The 14,029-nt window shown below is 65.4% G+C and carries 13 protein-coding genes and 2 pseudogenes; 6 read left to right on the forward strand and 9 right to left on the reverse strand.

The features are described 5' to 3' along the window. Window positions 1-49 precede the first annotated feature (49 nt). Together WG924_RS16160 and WG924_RS16165 are read right to left on the reverse strand one after the other, a co-directional pair. A complete protein-coding gene (locus tag WG924_RS16160; RefSeq protein ID WP_345934093.1) occupies window positions 50-1,408 on the reverse strand; it encodes an MFS transporter in 1,359 nt (452 codons plus the stop codon). Window positions 1,409-1,498: 90 nt separating this feature from the next. Continuing rightward, window positions 1,499-2,134, reverse strand: a complete 636-nt coding sequence (locus tag WG924_RS16165) for a TetR/AcrR family transcriptional regulator (RefSeq protein WP_345934095.1) — start codon at window positions 2,132-2,134, stop codon at window positions 1,499-1,501. Window positions 2,135-2,168: 34 nt separating this feature from the next. Here WG924_RS16165 and WG924_RS16170 point away from each other — a divergent pair. Beyond that, window positions 2,169-2,384: pseudogene (locus tag WG924_RS16170) on the forward strand (MFS transporter); the annotation flags it as partial. A 47-nt stretch (window positions 2,385-2,431) separates the two neighbouring features. Then, a pseudogene (locus WG924_RS16175) lies at window positions 2,432-2,686 on the forward strand (efflux transporter periplasmic adaptor subunit); the annotation flags it as partial. A gap of 55 nt (window positions 2,687-2,741) precedes the next feature. On the opposite strand, the gene WG924_RS16180 reads toward WG924_RS16175, so the two are convergent. Together WG924_RS16180 and WG924_RS16185 are read right to left on the reverse strand one after the other, a co-directional pair. Further along, window positions 2,742-4,127, reverse strand: a complete 1,386-nt coding sequence (locus tag WG924_RS16180; RefSeq protein WP_345934096.1) for an AlbA family DNA-binding domain-containing protein — start codon at window positions 4,125-4,127, stop codon at window positions 2,742-2,744. A 545-nt stretch (window positions 4,128-4,672) separates the two neighbouring features. Beyond that, on the reverse strand, window positions 4,673-5,185 hold the full coding sequence (locus WG924_RS16185; RefSeq protein ID WP_345934097.1) for a hypothetical protein: 513 nt from the start codon (window positions 5,183-5,185) through the stop codon (window positions 4,673-4,675). Between the two features lie 135 nt (window positions 5,186-5,320). On the opposite strand from WG924_RS16185, the gene WG924_RS16190 reads away from it, so the two are divergent. Then, complete coding sequence (locus tag WG924_RS16190; RefSeq protein ID WP_345934098.1) at window positions 5,321-5,551, forward strand: helix-turn-helix domain-containing protein; 231 nt, start codon at window positions 5,321-5,323, stop codon at window positions 5,549-5,551. A 124-nt stretch (window positions 5,552-5,675) separates the two neighbouring features. Here WG924_RS16190 and WG924_RS16195 read toward each other — a convergent pair whose 3' ends face one another. From WG924_RS16195 to WG924_RS16215, 5 genes are all read right to left on the reverse strand, one after another. Continuing rightward, window positions 5,676-6,077 (reverse strand): type II TA system antitoxin MqsA family protein, encoded by a 402-nt coding sequence (locus tag WG924_RS16195; protein WP_345934099.1) that lies wholly within the window; start codon window positions 6,075-6,077, stop codon window positions 5,676-5,678. Next, window positions 6,070-6,393, reverse strand: a complete 324-nt coding sequence (locus tag WG924_RS16200) for a type II toxin-antitoxin system MqsR family toxin (RefSeq protein ID WP_345934100.1) — start codon at window positions 6,391-6,393, stop codon at window positions 6,070-6,072. Before WG924_RS16200 ends, WG924_RS16195 begins: the two co-directional genes overlap by 8 nt. A 175-nt stretch (window positions 6,394-6,568) precedes the next feature. Further along, window positions 6,569-7,579, reverse strand: a complete 1,011-nt coding sequence (locus tag WG924_RS16205; RefSeq protein ID WP_345934145.1) for a class 1 fructose-bisphosphatase — start codon at window positions 7,577-7,579, stop codon at window positions 6,569-6,571. 64 nt (window positions 7,580-7,643) lie between these two features. Further along, on the reverse strand, window positions 7,644-8,450 hold the full coding sequence (locus tag WG924_RS16210; RefSeq protein ID WP_345934101.1) for an SRPBCC family protein: 807 nt from the start codon (window positions 8,448-8,450) through the stop codon (window positions 7,644-7,646). A gap of 105 nt (window positions 8,451-8,555) precedes the next feature. Continuing rightward, window positions 8,556-9,290, reverse strand: coding sequence for an arylesterase (locus WG924_RS16215; protein ID WP_345934102.1), 735 nt, complete (start codon window positions 9,288-9,290; stop codon window positions 8,556-8,558). 117 nt (window positions 9,291-9,407) lie between these two features. On the opposite strand from WG924_RS16215, the gene WG924_RS16220 reads away from it, so the two are divergent. From WG924_RS16220 to WG924_RS16230, 3 genes are all read left to right on the forward strand, one after another. Then, window positions 9,408-10,106 carry an ABC transporter ATP-binding protein gene (locus tag WG924_RS16220; RefSeq protein ID WP_345934103.1) on the forward strand — a complete coding sequence of 233 codons (699 nt, stop codon included), beginning with the start codon at window positions 9,408-9,410 and terminating at the stop codon, window positions 10,104-10,106. Further along, complete coding sequence (locus tag WG924_RS16225; protein WP_345934104.1) at window positions 10,103-12,781, forward strand: ABC transporter permease; 2,679 nt, start codon at window positions 10,103-10,105, stop codon at window positions 12,779-12,781. Before WG924_RS16220 ends, WG924_RS16225 begins: the two co-directional genes overlap by 4 nt. 230 nt (window positions 12,782-13,011) lie before the next feature. Beyond that, window positions 13,012-13,881 (forward strand): branched-chain amino acid aminotransferase, encoded by an 870-nt coding sequence (locus WG924_RS16230; protein WP_345934106.1) that lies wholly within the window; start codon window positions 13,012-13,014, stop codon window positions 13,879-13,881. Window positions 13,882-14,029 lie beyond the last annotated feature (148 nt).

Raw genomic sequence — 14,029 nt, forward strand, 5'->3', positions numbered from 1 at the left:
GATGGTGCGTGCTGAAACGCTCATGACCTGACACAGGCGGCGCCTAAATTCACACCCGCTGCGCTCGTTTCTTCTGAACGTCGAGCGCAGGCTCACCAGCTTTGAGAAGATCACCGACCGAATTGCTGGACTCTGAACCGTCGTCATCCGGGTCGGCGCCGGGCGAGACGCGCGATCCGGCCGACATCGCCGTCTCAAGGCGTTTGCAGGCTCTTTCGTCATCCGCCGTCAGTTGCAGAATCGTCGCGAGTGTTCCAACGACGATCAGGCTTATCCAACTGAGTGAATAGCTGCCGCTCAACTGGTAGCTCAAGCCGCCGAGCCACGCGCCGAGAAACGCGCCAACCTGATGGCTGAGGAACATCACGCCGAACAGGGCGCCGAAATTCGCCGATCCGAACAGGTTGATGATAAGGCCGCTGACGGGCGGAACGACACTCAGCCAGAGAAGGCCCATCGCCGCAGCGAACACGAGTGTGGTCTCGACACTGACCGGCAGGGCGAAGAAGACGGCGATGGATGCGGTCCGCAACAGGTATATCAATGCCAACACGTTCCGGTTGCCCCAGCGTTGGCTGAAATAGCCGGCGATCAGCGTGCCGACGGCGTTGCATATACCGATGAGCGCGATCGCCTGGGCGCTGACGGACGGCGGCAGGCCACAGATGCCGATGAAGTTCGGCAAGTGGGTCGCGATGAAGATCAGTTGGAACCCGCACGCGAAGAAGGCGAGGGTCGTGATGATGAACGTGCGGTTGGCGAGTGCGTCGATGATCGCGCGGCGGGCATCGACCGATTGAGACGGCGCCGTTGCACGCGCCTCGGCGTTGCCGCGCCGGAACAGCAGCGCAACCGCTGCCATCGACGCCGCAAGCAGCGCCAGCCCGCCCATCGAGACCTCCCAGGACCAGCCTTCGATCATCGCCTGCGCTGTCGGCGCGATGACGAAGGTGCCGAGTGAGCCGACCGCCGCGAGGATGGAGATTGCCGTCGCGCGCACCTCCGGCGCGGCAAGACGCGACACGATGCCGACGAGCACGCCGTGCGAGGTTCCCGCGACGGCGAACCCGATGAGCAGGCCGCCACCGAGATACAGCCCGATATGGCTGCCCGACGCCGTCAGATAGAGGCCGGTGCAATACAGCATCGACGCGATGACGACGACGAGGCGCCCGCCGAAGCGGTCGCACAGGGCACCCATGAAGGGTTGCCCGATGCCCCAGGCCAGATTCTGAATGGCCATACCGAATCCGAAGGTCGCGACCGTGATACCGGTGTCGCGCACCATCGGTCCCACGAACAGGCCGAGGCTTTGCCTGAGCCCCATGGACAAAGAGAGGATGGTCCCCGCGGCGACGAGCGAAAGGATCAGCGGCGGTGTCCACAATCCGGCATGGCGGTTCGGCAAGGGCTTCCTCCGTATGAGAGAGGCCCTCAGGATAGAGGGGCAAGCCGAGGCCAGAACATTCACTATTGAGTATACATCCGGGCCTGCTCGTCAGGCCATCTGTGTCTCCGCCGGGGCCGGCGCGTCGGACAATCCGGCTGACACGAGTGCGACCGCCGCCTTGCCCGCAGCCAGTGCGTAGGAGACATCGCGGTGGATCAGCATATGGGCGATGGCGCCTTCAAGGAGGATCATGACCTGCCGTCCCGCCAACGCCGGATGTGAAACGCCGCCGCGCGCCAGTTCCTCGGCGAGCCAGTGCTCGAACCGCGTCTTGTGATCCGCCGCCATCACGACAGCCGGATGCCCAGGCTGGCCGGCGAGTTCGACCGCCGCGCGGGTGAACCCGCAACCGCGCCAATTCGGCCTGCTTGCATATTCCGCCAGCGCGGAGAACATCGCCATGATCCGATCGGGCAATGGCCTGTCATCGTCTCCCAGCCAGTGTCTGTACCGTTCGACCGTGGGGGCGTCGCGTGCCGTCAGACAGGCGGCGATCAGCTCGTCCTTGCTTTCAAAATGATAGTAGACGCTACGTTTCGTGACCCCGGCGCGTTCCGAGATCGCGTCCACACTCACGCTGCGCAGCCCATGCCCATAGAACAGGGCTTCCGCAGCATCGATGATCCTGGATCGCGTTGTTTCTTCCATGGGCTTCTTGTTTTTGAAGGTGATGAAAACTGGCATCAGTCCGCATGACCAATATGCCCCCTTTCAGGGGATGTCGTCCGCTTCTCTCCCAGCCAACCGCTGGTTTGTCCTCGTCGCAGTCATGCTGACCTTCCTCCCGGTGGTCCTCGACATGACAATCCTGCATGTCGCCGTCCCGACGCTGACGCAATCGCTGAATGCCTCCGACACCGAAGTGCTGTGGATCATCGACACCTACCCGCTGCTGATGGCAGGGCTTCTGGTTCCGATGGCCACGCTCGCAGACCCGGGGCAACCGCAGAACCCTGTCCGGATTTCCGGGGCCACCTCTGGCTGATGGGCGACGATGCCGAGATCACCGGCCGCGTGGAGAGCATCGCTGCCGCCATCGCCGACGATCAGCGGGGCGACACGAGCAATCTTCTGCCGAAAGTGGTGCCGACCTTCTCGTGGGTCAGGCTCGCGCAACGCATCCCGGTCCGCATCCGCATCGACCCCATCCCCGCCGGCATAAAGCTGATCTCCGGCAGCACTGCGACCGTCGAGATCATCCCCGCCAGCGCCAGATCGGCAAGCACGCCCCACTGAACTGGTGATGGTGCGTGCTGAAACGCTCATGACCTGGCACAGGCGGCGCCTGAATTCACCCCCGCTGCGCTCGTTTCTTCTGAACGTCGAGTGCACGCTCACCAGCTTTGAGAAGATCACCGACCGAATTGCTGGACTCTGAACCGTCGTCATCCGGGTCGGCGCCGGGCGAGACGCCAAGCGCAAACGCGATAATAACAAAAAGCTTGGTCGCCATCAGGATACCACGATCATCATCTTGGAGGCCATCAAGTTCAATGAAGCTCCCCTGATCGGTCCCCGCATGAATAGTGATTTTGTCCCGCAAACTGAGAGGCAGGCCATGCTGCTCATACTCATTGAGCACATGAGACGTGTCAAAGAATGGAATTGTCCGCCATACCCCGGAAATCTCCACCTTAGCGAAGACAGAGCCAGTCCAACCAAATTCTTTCGCCAAGGCCGCCTGAATACTGGCGATACCCAATAACACATGGAGAAGAATATTCAGGTCAATAAGCGTCGGTCGCGAATAACCCTGCTGTTTGCACAGTTGCCGGAACCGATCGATATGTTCATACCCCGCGAACCAGTCACCAAGGTCATCAAGGCTGCCGTTACGGAATTTCGAGAGCGGAATGATGACCTCGCTCTGGAAATTTTCGCCCAACTTCCATGTCAGCCCCAGCATTTCGGGATCATTGCGCATTATATGACGGCAGATGAAGCCACTTGGCGTCCAGTAAATATTATCGAATGATACTCTATAGCTCCCGTTGACATCTGACATAATATCTCGCAATCTTCGAAGAGATATTCTGTTCATCGATCCATGATCGCCCCAAAAATCGGCAATAATAAAGAGTCGGATGTAAGCGGAATTTTTCTCCGCTTCCGATACTTCCAATGCACGGCCGATCCAATCTGCGTATTTTTGCGTAATTTTTACTGATCGACTCCAAAGCTGATCTAGAATGAATCTGTCATTCTCATGCCGAGGTTCGGAGCCATCGCCGACACGACGATAAATCCTGCCGCTTTTATGGATGTATGGCGCTTCCTGTCCCCATGGAACTTGAGCCATTATCACGCATCGACCTTCCGGCAACCCAATCGCCTCCACCGGCCCCATCAGTGCCTTTGACCTGAAATATGGAGAGGGTTGTGCGTGATTGGCAACAGCCTGCCTAATGCGTTGCAAAATACCGTCAGCGTCCTTGCAGGCAATTCCGGGGAAGGCACCTGCTACGGCATCATCCTTGGATTTTTCTGCTATTCCATAGAAGAGCCAGCCGCCATAAGTGTTTGCGAAGGCGGTAACGGATTTGGCAATGGCCGTCGCGTCGGACGCTTCCCGCTTGTACTCAACGTACCAGCCTTCTGCGACGGAATGAAGTATTTCCAAATCATTTGGGGTTATTTCATCAAAAATTTTATTAAAGGGGTTATATTCATATTGCATGACATGCACCCGCCGTTATCTATGCCCGCCGAACCTCAGACTTCATAAGTTGTGTTGCATCTCATTCAGTATTTTCCCATTGAGGCTCAAGCATACGGTAAGCCGTCCGGTGAAGCACGAGATCGTTTCCGGTGGCGGCAACGTCAAATTCGTCCCGCTCGAATAATCATCCGACGAGAGCGTGCTCTGGTATCAAAATCGAAATCGCTTCAGAAGCTGATAGCGTCTATGCACGACCTTATGAGGCGCCCATCATGGGAAGCTGTTCGGCTTCACCGCCCATGCTCTTGATGTCGACCATGGACAGCAGCTCCGCGCGCTGAACGATCGAGCGCAGATGGGCTGGGCGGTATGTAGAGCACGGCGATACGTGCGCCCGCATCGCCCGAGGCTTTCGCGATAGCAGTCGCTACCCGCTCAATGCTGTCAGGCGGGTCAGCACGAGCCCGACATCTGATCCGGACGACGGGTTATGGCACCGGTATGTGTCGCAATCCGCACGCAGCAAGACGCCCGGAAGCACGGGGCATCAGAAAACGCGGCGATCATCGGCTGTCTGGATCTATCCGCTTCTGCGGAAGGTGCGATGGGATATACGGCGCGCCGCAAGCCGGACAGGTCGTGTTGGCGAAGAACATCATCGCCTGATGCAGCAACGGCCCGGTGGGGCCTGTGTCGCGTGCGTCGATCGCGGCCGCGACGACCAGAAGGCTCGCGACATCGTGGACAGTCTTCGGGGCCATCGTCGTGACGGCGCTGAAGTGACGCGTCTGGTCATGCCAGAGCGCGTTGAGCTTCACCTCGATCGCGCTCATCTCCGCCCTCATGGACAGGACGTCGTCGCAGCGAGACCCGGCCGCGATCTCCAGCGCGGCCCAACGACGGGCGAGTGCATCAGCCTCGAACTCGACGGCGAGCCATCTGGCGCAGCGGCCGACGAGGCTGTTCCGGACGTGCAACGCACCGCTTGGTGAAACGCAGGCTAAGGGGGCTGCCAAGGTCGCACTTAACAGAGTACGGCGGGACATGGCTGTCGGCTCGGCTTTGTCTTCAGACATGGCGGGACTCCCGGCGCAAGCGCTCGGTCCGATCCGCACCCAGATCGGTGGCATTGTGAAATGGTGTGCGCGATAATGAGCACACCGCTCTGAGTTTGTCAAGACACAGTGCGGTGATCTGAGTATGAGGTACCGATGATCACGCCTATGCAGATCAAGCTGGCGCGAACCGCGCTTGGACTTGGGGTTCGAGACCTGGCCACAGCGGCCAATGTGGCGCCGTCAACCATCCATCGGTTTGAAGCCGACAAGGGGAGCATGCATTCCCGCACGCTGGATCGTGTGCAGCAGGTTCTGGAAGAGAGCGGGATCATCTTCATCCACGCCGACGAGACCGCGGGACCGGGCATCCGCCTCAGGAAATAGAGTGCCCGCCAAGGGATTCATGGTGACGCCGATCGTGCTCCGGCTTTTCGGGATGCCCCCTTGGTTCATCCGTGCTCCGGCACCAAACGCGCGAAAAGGTCGGCGGAGCGCAGCGTGCCGTGCCCTATGCCACCGACCTGAACGACTTCAGAAACGCGATCTCCTCAGGGTGGCGGTCGAGGATTTCGATCAGGGCAATGGCCGCATCGCCTGGTGCCATCGCACCGCTTTCATATTTCTGGAAGGCGCGCCGGCCGCCGCCGATCAGCCGGCCGGCCTCTTCCTGGGTCAGCTTCAGCCGCTTGCGGACGGCACGGATATGAGCCGCATAGGCGGCCTTCATCTCGCAGAACACGCGGTCGGCCTCAGCAAGGTCGGCCCCGGAATGGATCGAATCGCTGTCGTCATCCGGATACCAGCCGGGCACGTCGACGATCCGCGACATCGAGCCGAACCTTACCGTCTGCGGACGTTCGCCGCGCCGCAAGGTCTTTCCGGTTTCGGGATGGATGCGGGTCTCAACCATTGCCGACCTCCTTGAACGATGTGAGCCTCACGTCGATCAGCATCTCGCCCGCAAATTTCAGATACAGCCACCGGTCATCCCACGGCAGATTATAGGTATCGTGCCATATCTTCGCACTAGGCGGGCTATGTGCCGTTTCCGATTTGACGAAGTCACCGGGCACAAGCGCCTGTACCACATCGACAATGTCCTTCAGCGAATAGCCCAGAGCACGGGCGCCTTCGATGGCCGTGCGGGTAACCTCCAGCGTCTCCACCTGCGCGAACTTCGCCTGGACGGCGGTCAGGTTATGATGCGGCTCGCGCTTGACCACCACCGCTATATACACCTTGAAGGTTAATTCATCAAGATCTGCCGGTCGACATCACGAGACGCAGCAGCAGGTCACGCGACAGTGTCGCGCGACCTTATTGCTCCGGCCGCAGGGTATAACAGGGGCGGCCGGGCGATCCGGATCTGTCGATGAGGTCGCCCGCCCGCTGGCCGGCCGATCAGCCAGCCACATCCCCGTCATGATAGGCGGCCACCCGGTCGACCTCGGCCGGGTCGCCCATCACCACGCCGATGCGCTGATGCAGGGCATCGGGGGCGACGTCGAGGATCGGGGCGACACCGTTGGTGGCGCGGCCGCCGGCCTGTTCGATCAGGAAGCCCATCGGGTTCGCCTCATACATCAGGCGCAGCTTGCCGGGCTTCTTGGGGTCGCGGCCATCCCAGGGGTAGAGGAACACGCCGCCGCGCTTCAGGATGCGATGGATGTCGGCCACCATCGATCCGGTCCAGCGCATGTTGAAATTGGCCTCACGCGGGCCATCGGCGCCGGCCAGGCATTCGTCGATATAGCGGCGCACCGCCGGCGACCAATGGCGCTGGTTCGACATGTTGATGGCGAATTCGCGCTTGCCCGAGGGGATCCGCAGCCGTTCGGTGATCAGCACCCACGAGCCGAGTTCGCGGTCGAGCGCGAATTCATACACACCGCTGCCGACCGTCAGCACCAGCAGGGTCTGCGGGCCATAGATGGCATAGCCGGCCGCCACCTGCCGACGGCCGCTCTGCAGGAAGTCGCTTTCGACCACGGTCCGCCCCGATGCGTCTTCGGGGGCGGTCAGCACCGAGAAGATCGTGCCGACGCTGAGATCCACGTCGACATTGCTCGACCCGTCGATGGGATCGAACAGCAGCAGGTATTCGCCCTTGGGATAGCGATTGGGGATCAGATGGATGGTTTCCATCTCCTCCGACGCCATCGCCGCCAGATGCCCGCCCCATTCATTAGCGTCGAGCACCATTTCATTGGCGAGCACGTCCAGCTTCATCTGGGCCTCACCCTGCACGTTATCGGTGCCGTGATTGCCCAGAACGCCGCCGAGCGCGCCCTTGTTGACGGAATGGCTGATCGCCTTGCAGGTGCGGGCGACGATTTCGATCAGAAGCCGCAACTGCGCCGGGATGGTGCCGTTCAGGCGCTGCTGTTCGATCAGAAAACGGGTCAGAGTCATCGGTCTGGTGAGCAAGGTCGGTTCCTGCGACGCTGGTGGCTGGATCGGGTGATGCCGCCATTGATTACCCGAACACCAGCACCAGCACCAGCGACACCACCACCAGCGCCCCCAGCCAGACGAAGGGATTGGCGCCCTTGCCATGGCCGTGGCCATGGGCATCGCCGCCATGACCATGCCCGTCATGACCCTGGTCATGGCCATGATCGTCATGGCCATGCGTGCCATGATCGTCATGGGGCGCGTGGCTGCCCGACAGCCCCATCGCCGCCGCGGCCGGCGAGACCGCGGCACTCATGCCGGCGGCGGCGGGAGAGACCGGCGCGCCGTGATCGGGCACCACCGGCCGGTTGGCGGGAGCCGCCGCGACCGGCTCGGGCTCGGGCGCCGGCGCCGCGGCCGCGGCATTCGCCGTGCCGGCGGCTTCGGCTTCGGCCGCCAGCCGGGCGAAGCTTGCGAAGAACTCATCCGCCAGCTTCTGCACCGTACCCTGGATCAGCCGGGCACCGAGCTGGGCCATCTTGCCGCCGACCTGGGCGTCGGCCTTATAGGTCAGAATCGTGCCGCCCTCGCCATCCGGGGCCAGGGCCACATCGGCGGTGCCCTTGCCGAAGCCGGCGGCACCACCCTTGCCCTCACCGGCGATCTTGTAGCTGTGCGGCGGGTCCAGATCCAGCAGGGTCACCTGACCGTTGAAGGTCGCCTTGACCGGGCCGATCTTCGAGGTCACGACCGCGGCGTACTGGTTGTCGCCGGTCTGTTCCACCGACTGGCAGCCGGGGATGCAATCCTTCAGGGCAGCCGGATCGACCAGTTTCGACCAGACCGTTTCAGGGGCGGCGGGGATGCGGTATTCGCCCGAAAGCTCCATGGGTCTCCTCGTCCTTCCGTATATGCGGCCAACGGCGCGTTCTTTGGTTGATCCTAGCACCCCTCGCGGTCCGCGACATCCACGGTGTCATGACATCCTGTGCGGTCATGATTGCGCCGGCACCTCGGGAACGCGGCTCTCCTGAAGCGCCCGGATCACCACCGGCGCCAGCCGTCCGGCCATGCGTTCCGCACCGTCGGCATTCGGGTGCAGCCCGTCGGCCTGCACCAGCCCCGGTTCCAGTGCCACACCCTCCAGAAAAAACGGATCCAGCGGCACGTCGAACCGGGCGGCCAGCCGCTCATACATGCCGTCGAAGGCCGCGCGGTAATCCGGCCCCCAATTGTTGGGCGCGCGCATCCCCACCAGCAGCGCCGGCAGACCGCGTTCGCCCAGAATGGTCAGGATCCGGGCCAGATTGTCCTCGGCCTTGGCCGGATCGAGCCCGCGCAGCGCGTCATTGGCGCCAAGCGACACGATCACCAGATCCGGCGCCCGTGTGAGCCCGCCCAGTGCCCAGTCGAGCCGGGCGAGCCCGCCTGCCGTGGTGTCGCCCGATACCCCCGCATTCGCAACCCGTGCCCGGATGCCTTCCGCCGCCAGCGCCGCTTCCAGCCGGGGCACGAAGCCCTGATCCTCGGGCAGGCCATAGCCGGCGGTCAGGCTGTCGCCCAGGGCCAGGATCAAGGGTTCCGCCGCGGCGGCGCGGGCGTCACCACCACCGCCGGCGATGCCCGCCGCCAGACCCGCAACCACGATCAGGGCAGCGATCAGCCCGGAAAACAGCCGCCGGCGCGTCGGAAATCGCCGGCCGGTGCGTGAAGAGACTGCCGTCGGCATACCTGTCTGTTTGATCGGCGGCAGATCCGCGCCATATCCGTGGCGACACCCTGCACCGGCACCGGTGCGGCCGGCATGCTGTCGGTAAGCGGTCACGACAAAAGGGCTCCTTATTTCATGATCCGGCTGAACGGCGTTTCGGTGACCTTCGGCCGCGGGGCCACCGCGGTCAATGTGCTGCGCGATATCGACCTCACCCTGGCGTCGGGTGAGACCCTGGCGGTTCTGGGGCCGTCGGGCGCCGGCAAATCCACCCTGCTTGCCATCGTCGCCGGGCTGGAGCGGCCGACCACCGGCCGGGTCGCGATCGCCGGCCAGGATCTGGCCGGTCAGGGCGAGGACGGCCTCGCCCGGCTGCGCGCCAGACATATCGGCATCGTCTTCCAGGCTTTCCACCTGATCCCCACCCTGACCGCACGGGAAAACGTCGCCCTGCCGCTGGAACTCTCGGGCGCCGACGATGCCGATGCCCGCGCGGTGGCGGCGCTGGAGCGGGTCGGCCTGGCGCACCGGCTGGATCATTACCCGGCGGCGCTGTCGGGTGGCGAGCAGCAGCGGGTGGCCTTTGCCCGCGCGGTCGTCCACCGCCCGTCGCTGCTGCTGGCCGACGAGCCCACCGGCAATCTGGACCGCACCACCGCCCGGATGATTTCCGACGCCCTGCTGGGCTATCGCGACGAGACCGGCGGCGCCGTGATGCTGATCACCCATGACGAGGCCCTGGCGCGGCGCGCCGACCGCCTGCTGCGGATCGAGGATGGCCGCATCCTGACCACGGAACCGGCCACCTCCGGCGCCATGGCGGGTGCCGAATGACCGTGGGCAGCATCGACCGCGCCGGCCGGGGCCGCCCCGCCGTCGCCAGCGGCGGCGGCACCCCGCGCCGGATGGCCCTGATCCGCTTCGCGCTGCGCGATCTGCGCCGGGGCATCGGCAGTTTCAGCATCGTGCTGGCCTCGCTGGCGCTGGGGGTTACGGCCATGGCCGGCATCGGGGCGCTGGACGCGGCCGTGGTCGCCGGCCAGACCCGCGATGCCCGCGCCCTGCTGGGCGGCGATCTGGAACTGGCCACCACCGGCCGGCCGCTGCCCGATGCGGCGCTGCAAGACCTTGTCGCGCGCGCCGACGCGGTCTCGGCCGTGGTCGACCTGCGCGCCATGGCCCGTCTGTCGCCCGAAGATGCCGCCGCGCGCGCCGCCGCCACTCCGCCCGCAACCGACGCGCCATCGGCCCCCGAACCGCCCGCCGGCATGGCGGGCACGGCCAATGATCGCGCGCTGGTCCAGGTGCTGGCGGTGGACGCGGCCTATCCGCTGGTTGGCCGGATGCAGGCCGATCCGCCGCTGGCCGGCCCGCCCGCCCAGGCGCTGGGCGATGATGGCCTGCTGGTCGAAGCCGCCCTGCTGGCGCGGCTCAGGCTTCAGCCCGGCGACCGGCTGATGCTGGGCGATGCCGCGTTCAGGATCGTCGGCACGCTGACAGCCCAACCCGACCAGGGCGGCTTCGGCTTCGCGCTGGGGCCACGGGTGGTGATGTCAAAGGCGGGGCTCGCGCGCGCCGGTCTGGATGCGCCGGGCACCATCTCGCGCCACATGACCCGGGCGGTGCTGCCCGCCGGCACCGATGCCGGCGGCGTGGTGGCCGCGCTGGAAGCCGCCCATCCTGAGGAAAGCTGGCGGGCGCGCACGCTCGACCGCGCCAATCCGGGCCTCGCCGGCTTTGTCGACCGGCTGGCGACGCATCTGGAACTGGTGGCGCTGGCGGCGCTGGCGATCGGCGGCATCGGCGTCGCCGGTGCGGCGCGCGCCCATCTGGAAGCCCGCGCCCGCACCATCGCGGTGCTGAAGGCCCTGGCGCTGGGTCCCAGGGCGGTGTTCTTCACCTATGTCGTGCAGATGCTGGTGGTGGCGCTGGTCGGGGTTGCGATCGGCGTCGCCTGCGGCGCCACCGTGCCGTGGATCGCCGCCAGCTTCGCCGACGGCCTGCTGCCAACCCCGATCCTGCCCGCGCTTTATACCCTGCCGCTGGCACGCGCGGCGCTGATCGGTCTGGGCGTCGCCATCGCCTTCACCGCCCCGGCGCTCGGCCGTGCCGCCGGCGTGCGGCCGGGCGATCTGCTGCGCGCGGCGGTGGTGCCGCTCGGCGCCCGCACCGGCCGCATGGGGCTGGTGGCGGGCGGTCTCGCCGGGCTGGTGGTGGTGGCGCTGGTCATCGCCGGCGCCGCCGATCCGGCGCTGGCGGCCATCGCCATGGCCTCGATCGCCCTGGCTCTGGGGGTGTTCCGGCTGGCCTCCGCCGGCATCGCGGCGCTGGCGCGGCGGGTGCGGGTGCCGGGCCGGCCGGCGCTGCGCCTGGGAGTCGCGGGTCTGCGCCGTCCGGGCGCGCCCACGGCCGAAATCGCCGCGGCACTGGGCGCGGGGCTGATGGTGCTGACCGCCCTGGCGCTGGTGCAGGACAATCTGACCCGGCTGATCGGCGAAAGCCTGCCCGAGCGGGCGCCGCAATACTTCTTCCTCGACATCCAGCCCGATCAGGTCGCCGATTTCGATGCCATGGCGGTGGCGGCGGTGGGGCCCGCGAACGTCGCCCGCATGCCCACATTGCGCGGCCGCATCCGGGGCCTGAACGGCCAGCCGGTCATCGAGGCCGATGTGGCCGAGGATGAACGCTGGGCGGTGCGCGGCGAGATCGGCATGTCCTGGTCGGCCACCGCACCCGAGGGCACGGTGCTGACGGCCGGGCAATGGTGGCCGGCCGATTACAGCGGTCCGCCGCTGGTGTCGATCGATGGCGATCTGGCAACCGGCATGGGCGCCGGGGTCGGCGACAGCATCGACATTCTGGTGCTGGGCCGCACCATCACGGCTGAAATCGCCAATCTGCGCCGGATCGACTGGCTGGACCTGTCGCTGAATTTCGTGATGGTGCTCTCGCCCGGCGCACTCGCCGGCGCGCCCGCCACCCATATCGCCACCATTGCCGGCGATCCGGCGGCGGCCGAGGCGCTGATGGTGCGGACCACCGACCGCTTCCCCAACGTTTCGGCGGTCACCGTGGGCGATGCCGTGAAACAGGCCGGGCTGATCATCCAGGGCGTTGCCGGGGCGGTGCGGATCACCGCCTTCGCGGTGCTGGCGGCGGGCGCGCTGGTGCTGGCGGCGGCGGTGCTGGCCGCCCAGTCCAAGCGCCGTTTCGATGCGGTGATGATGAAGGTGGTGGGGGCGTCGCGCGCCACCATCGCCACCGGCCTTGCGATCGAATTCCTGATCGTGGCGCTGGTGGTGGGGCTGATCGGCGCCGCCGGCGGCACGCTCGCCGCCGCCGCCATCACCCACTGGCTGCTCAAGATCGACTTCGTGTTCTCGGCCGGGCCGGTGCTGCTGTCGCTGACGGCCGGGATCGGGCTGGCGCTGGCGGTGGGGCTGGCCGCGGTGGCCGGCGCGCTCGCCGTGCCGCCGGCGCGCATCCTGCGCGAGCGGGCGGGGCTGTGACGCGCGCGCCAACCGCAGCGGCGAAGAGCCCCGCGAAAAACCAACGCGAGAGGCGATGAAACGCCGTCCACTTCGCTTTGACAGCACGCGGCAAGGGAGTATCCTGCTTCGACTTGCGGTGCGGGAACCCGCTTCCGCGCCCGGAATCCCTGTCGCGCGCCTCCGGAACGGCCCATTGGCCCCGCCGGGCAGGTGGTGCGGCAGTGGTGCTGTGTCTTCAGGAGCACGTCATGGCCTTCGCCAATCTGTCGAGCCTGCCGGCCTGGTCGTATATCGACGGCCGCTGGGTTGAGGGAAATCCCTCGATCATGGGACCGATGTCCCAGGGCTATCAGTTCGCCTCGATGGTATTCGACGGTGCGCGATCCTTCGACGGTGTGGTTCCCGATCTGGAAGGCCATTGCGCCCGCCTGCTCCGCTCGGCGAAGTCCTTCGAATTGGAGCCCAAGGTCGATCTGGATACCGTCATCGGCACGGCGCTCGACGGGGTGAAGCGGTTTCCCCGCGACGTCGCCACCTATATCCGGCCGGTGATGTATGCCGAGGACGGCATGGTCGAGCTGAATCCGGATTCGACCCGCTATGTCATGACCGTGTTCGCGATCCCGTTCTCGAACGAGATGGGCAGCTTCTCCACCGGGCTCAGCCCCTATCGCCGCCCCGGACCGGACATGGCGCCGACCGATGCCAAGGCCGCCTGCCTGTATCCGATGACCGGTCGCGCCCTGCGTGAGGCCGGCCGGCGCGGCGTCGACAACCCGGTGATGCTCGACCCCGAGGGCAATGTCGCCGAATTCGCCTCGGCCAACCTGTTCATGGTCAAGGACGGCGTGGTCCATACCCCGGCGCTCAACGGCACCTTCCTGGCCGGGGTCACCCGCGCGCGGGTGATGGGCCTGTTCGCCGCCGAGGGCATCGAGGTGGTGGAACGTCCGATCAGCTATGACGAGTTGAAGGATGCCGACGAGTTGTTCTCGACCGGCAATTTCAACAAGGTCGCGGCCGTCAACCGGATCGAGGACCGCAACCTCCAGCCCGGCCCCATCGCCCGCAAGGCCTGGGATCTGTATTTCGCCTGGGCGCGCGATCAGGGTTTCTGAACCCGACGGCACCAGTCCTGCCGACGGCGGCAACCGGGGCCATCGCCTGCCCCGGTTGCCGCCTTTGTTTTTTGTGCGATGGCGATGGCTGGACCGCGGGCAAGCCGCGCGGTTATTCTCGGCGACACTTCCGGCCACCGCACCCCCC

Source organism: Tistrella arctica (assembly GCF_039630945.1).
GTDB classification, from domain to species: Bacteria; Pseudomonadota; Alphaproteobacteria; order Tistrellales; family Tistrellaceae; genus Tistrella; species Tistrella bauzanensis.

Excerpts from the sequence above, each read along its gene's own strand:
- WG924_RS16210 (WP_345934101.1), bottom strand. The coding sequence starts at position 8,450 with ATGGAGCTTTCGGGCGAATACCGCATCCCCGCCGCCCCTGAAACGGTC.
- WG924_RS16225 (WP_345934104.1), top strand. The coding sequence starts at position 10,103 with ATGACCGTGGGCAGCATCGACCGCGCCGGCCGGGGCCGCCCCGCCGTC.
- WG924_RS16230 (WP_345934106.1), top strand. The coding sequence starts at position 13,012 with ATGGCCTTCGCCAATCTGTCGAGCCTGCCGGCCTGGTCGTATATCGAC.
- WG924_RS16190 (WP_345934098.1), top strand. The coding sequence starts at position 5,321 with ATGATCACGCCTATGCAGATCAAGCTGGCGCGAACCGCGCTTGGACTT.
- WG924_RS16165 (WP_345934095.1), bottom strand. The coding sequence starts at position 2,134 with ATGCCAGTTTTCATCACCTTCAAAAACAAGAAGCCCATGGAAGAAACA.
- WG924_RS16185 (WP_345934097.1), bottom strand. The coding sequence starts at position 5,185 with ATGTCTGAAGACAAAGCCGAGCCGACAGCCATGTCCCGCCGTACTCTG.
- WG924_RS16205 (WP_345934145.1), bottom strand. The coding sequence starts at position 7,579 with ATGACTCTGACCCGTTTTCTGATCGAACAGCAGCGCCTGAACGGCACC.
- WG924_RS16215 (WP_345934102.1), bottom strand. The coding sequence starts at position 9,290 with ATGCCGACGGCAGTCTCTTCACGCACCGGCCGGCGATTTCCGACGCGC.
- WG924_RS16220 (WP_345934103.1), top strand. The coding sequence starts at position 9,408 with ATGATCCGGCTGAACGGCGTTTCGGTGACCTTCGGCCGCGGGGCCACC.
- WG924_RS16195 (WP_345934099.1), bottom strand. The coding sequence starts at position 6,077 with ATGGTTGAGACCCGCATCCATCCCGAAACCGGAAAGACCTTGCGGCGC.
- WG924_RS16180 (WP_345934096.1), bottom strand. The coding sequence starts at position 4,127 with ATGCAATATGAATATAACCCCTTTAATAAAATTTTTGATGAAATAACC.